Consider the following 3,796-nt stretch of genomic DNA (forward strand, 5'->3'; position numbering starts at 1 on the left):
GTGCCGCTGCCGGTGCCGCTGGACCCGGCCGGGGGCGCGGCGCGTGGCCGTACGGGCGGCCCGGACCGCCCCGGCGACGGCATGCCCGGCGACGGCACGCCCGGCGACCGTACGGCCGGGGAACGGACACCGGACGACCGTACGTCCGGGGACCACGTGCCCGGGTGGCGGCGGGCCGACGGCTGGGGGCATCTGCTGGGCGACTGCGGCGGCGGGGCGTGGATCGGACGGGCCGGTCTGGAGGCCGCGATGCGCGCGTACGACGGGCGCGAGGGCGGCTCGCAGCCGCTGCTGGACCGGCTGGAAGCAGTCTTCGGCCCGGCCGCCGAACTGCCGGGCACGCTCTATCCGCGGCCCGACCGGCCCGCCGTACTGGCCTCCTTCGCCCCCGAGGTCGGCCGGTGCGCCGCCGCGGGTGATCCGGTCGCGGAGACGGTCCTGCGGGACGCCGCCCGTCACATCGCCCAGGCCGCGGAGGCCGTCTGCCCCCGGCTGGAGTCCGGTGAGGTCGCGCTGACCGGCGGCCTCTTCCGCATGGGCGCACCCCTGCTGACGCCGCTGCGCGCCGAGTTGGCCGCGCGGCTGCCGGGGGTCCTGGTCACCGAGGCGGCCGGGGACCCGCTGGACGGCGCCCTGCGCATCGCGGCGGCGCTCGCCGCCGGGGAGCTGCGGCTGCCGCCGGACGCCCGGCTGCTGAGCGTCGTCACCACATGAGGTGACGACGACCACGACCGATAGCCGGGACGGCGGTTCCGGATGACGAACACCCTATCGGCTGTACGAGCAGCTCTGTTCGCCCACCGCACAGCAACGAACAGCAAGGCTCGGCAAAAGGGGACAGAAAACGCCCAGTCGCACCCCTCCCGAACAGCCAACCCTATAGAGCGACTAACATGCGGCGCCATGAGCTCCCCCACAGGGCCCGCGTCCGGCCTGCCAGTACGAATGCCGCGTCCCCGCCAGTCCGGACGGCACCGCCGCCCGGAGCCCGCGGCCGCACCCGTGGGCGCACCGCCGCTGGTGCTGGCCGTTCCGGGGACCCCTGAACCCGCCACCCGGGGCTTGGCCGAGGAGATCGTGAGCATCGCCCGCTCCGAGCTGCCCGGCCTCGACGCCCAGGTCGGCTATGTGGACGTGGAAGGCGAGAACGAGGAGTTCCCGCAGTTGGAGGCCGTGCTCGCGCGGGCCGCCCAGGACCGCACCGAGCGGCTGCGCCAGGCGCGGGAGGCCGCCAAGGCCACCGCCGCGGCCACCGCGGAGGCGATCGCCGCGGCCGAGGCCGCGGGCGAGGAGATCCCGGAGATGCCTCCGCCGCCGCCCGTCCCGACCGACGGCCCGTCGGCCGTGGTGGTCCCGCTGCTCGCGGGCCCGGACAACGCGCTGCTGCGCCGGATACGCCAGGCCGTCGTGCACAGCGGCTCCGCCGCCGACCTCACCGACGTCCTCGGCCCGCACCCGCTGCTCGCGGAGGGTCTGCACGTCCGGCTGTCGGAAGCGGGCCTCGCCCGTGCCGACCGGGCCCGCCTCTTCACGGTGGCGACCGCCGCGGACGGCATCATCCTGGCCACCGTGGGCGGCGGCGAGGCGGCCGACGCCGGTGGGATCACCGGCATGCTGCTCTCCGCGCGCCTCGCCGTGCCGGTGATGGCCGCCGCGCTGGACGAGGACGGTGCCGTGGTCCGCGTCGCCGAGCAGCTGCGCTCCGCCGGTTCGGCCCGGCTCGCGCTCGCGCCGTACCTCATCGGCCCGGAGGTGTCCTCCGAGCTGACCAAGGCGGCCGCCGAGGAGGCGGGCTGCGCCGCGGCCGAGGCGCTGGGCGCGTACCCGGCGGTGGGCAAGCTGGTGCTGGCGAAGTACGCGGCGGCGCTGGGCATCACGCTTCCGGCGTCCTCGGGACTGCGCTGAATCGTCCCTCCAACCGAAGGGCCCGTGCTGCGCGGGGCATGCCGCCCCGCGCACGGCCCGCGCCCTGCGGTCCCCCAGGCGCCCATGGCGGTCAGCCGAAGATCACGCAGGACGCCGCCGGTGCCTCGAGCGAACCGTCCCGGCTCGGCACCCCCGTGGTGGGGTCGAGGGCGAACCAGGTGACCTCGCCCGAGCGTTCGTTCGCGACGTAGAGACGGCTGCCCGAGGGGTCGAGGGCCAGGTCACGCGGCCAGTGGCCGCCGCAGGGCGTGGTGGTGACCAGCTCCATGCGGTCGCCCGGGGTGTCGAGGGCGAGCGTCGCGACGCTGTCGTGGCCGCGGCTGGCGACCCAGACGAAGCGGCCGTCCGGGGAGACCGCCGCCTCGGAGGGGAAGGTGGCGGTATCCGTACCGGGCGGGACGACGCGGGTCTCGCCGAGCGGTTCGAGGGTGCCGGACGCCGCGTCCCAACGGCACACCGTGACCGTCGGATCCAGCTCGTTGACCACGTACGCGCGGTCGCCGCGCGGGTGGAACGCGAGATGGCGCGGCCCGCTCCCCGCCCGCAGCCGGACCTTCCGGTGCGCCCGCGGCCCGGCGGGCTCGTACACCCACACGGCGTCGGCGCCGAGGTCGACGCCCAGCAGCCAGCCGCCGGACGGGTCGGGCAGTACCTCGTGGGCGTGCGGCTCGCCCTGCCGCTCGCGGTTCGGGCCGCTGCCCTCGTGCCGCAGCACCGCCGTCGGCTCCCCGAGCCCGCCGTCGTCGTCGACGGGCAGCGCGCTGACGCTGCCGGAGCCGTAGTTGGCGGTGAGCAGATGCCCGGCGGCGAGCGCGAGATGGGTGGGTGCCGCGCCGTGGACGGGCACGGGGGCGCCGAGGAGGGTGAGCGGGCGGGCGGGGTCGTCGCCGGTCCGGAAGGCGGCGGCCGCGCCCTCGTCCGTCTCGCTGACCGCGTAGAGGACGTCCCCGCCGGGTGAGAGCGCGAGGTACGAGGGGTTGGCGACCTCGTCCGTGGCGTACCGCGGGGTCAGCGCGCCCGTGTCGCGGTCGACGTCCGCGACGGTGATCCCGGCTCCGCCCGCCTCGGTGAACGACCCGATGTACGCCCTGTACGCCCGTTGCTCCGTGCTCACCGTGCTGCCTCTCCAGCGGTTCCGCTTGCGGCCGACGCTAACAGTCCGGTCCGGACCAGGACCGTGGAATGCCCGATTCCCTGCCTGACGTGCCGTCAGCGCGCCCCGGTTTGGGGGAACACCCCCCTCAGGGGGTGTCTTGTCGATCAGGCCGGATCAGCGAGCGGCGTCTGGTGCAGGGGGCACCTCCCAGCGGTAGCTGGGGGGAAGCTCACAAGTCGCGTGAGGAGAGCGCAGGGGCACCTCCCAGCGGTAGCTGGGGGAGGCGCTGCGTGCGACGAGCGCGGCGCCGCGAGATGCCGTGCCAGGCGTCGGGAGCCCGGCATGATCGGCAAGACACCCCCTAGGCCCGCAGTGGGTCCGCGAGGCCGGTCAGGGCGGCCTCCAGGTCGTGCAGATGGGCCAGGGCGCGGTCCGTGGCCGGGTGGGGCGAAGGACCGGCGGCGGGTGCGGGGGCGGCGGAGGACGGGGCGACGGGGGCGGTCAGGCGGCTCACCGCCGCCTCCACCCGCGCGCACGCCGCGGTCAGGCGGACGTCGTGGGACGCGACCGGGTCGGCGGCGAGCGCGGCGAGGCCGCGCGCCTGGCGTGCGCAGTCGTCGAGCGCCAGCATGACCTGCCGGGCGCGGGCCCGGCGGGCGCGCAGCGGGCTGAGCGGGTGCAGCAGCGGGGCGATCGACATCCGCAAGCCCCGCAGCGCCGCCTCCAGCTCGGCGACGTGCGGCGCGGGGTCCGCGGCCGGGTTGCCCGCGAGCC

At 76.6% G+C, this 3,796-nt stretch carries 3 protein-coding genes and 1 pseudogene; 2 read left to right on the top strand and 2 right to left on the bottom strand.

The genetic code is table 11. The features are described from left to right. Together EEJ42_RS33210 and EEJ42_RS33215 are read left to right on the top strand one after the other, a co-directional pair. The coding region (locus EEJ42_RS33210; protein WP_281291563.1) for an N-acetylglucosamine kinase at nt 1–714 on the top strand (714 nt) is incomplete at its 5' end. A gap of 189 nt (nt 715–903) precedes the next feature. Further along, the gene (locus tag EEJ42_RS33215; protein WP_123105724.1) at nt 904–1,905 is read left to right on the top strand and encodes a hypothetical protein; all 1,002 of its coding nucleotides are present in this window, start codon (nt 904–906) and stop codon (nt 1,903–1,905) included. Nucleotides 1,906–1,996: 91 nt separating this feature from the next. Here EEJ42_RS33215 and EEJ42_RS33220 read toward each other — a convergent pair whose 3' ends face one another. Together EEJ42_RS33220 and EEJ42_RS33225 are read right to left on the bottom strand one after the other, a co-directional pair. Beyond that, nucleotides 1,997–3,040, bottom strand: a complete 1,044-nt coding sequence (locus EEJ42_RS33220) for a lactonase family protein (protein ID WP_123105726.1) — start codon at nt 3,038–3,040, stop codon at nt 1,997–1,999. 343 nt (nt 3,041–3,383) lie between these two features. Next, nucleotides 3,384–3,796, bottom strand: a pseudogene (locus tag EEJ42_RS33225) (FUSC family protein); the annotation flags it as partial.

Origin of the sequence: Streptomyces botrytidirepellens (genome assembly GCF_003721215.1) — a bacterium.
In the GTDB taxonomy this organism is placed as follows: domain Bacteria; phylum Actinomycetota; class Actinomycetes; order Streptomycetales; family Streptomycetaceae; genus Streptomyces; species Streptomyces himastatinicus.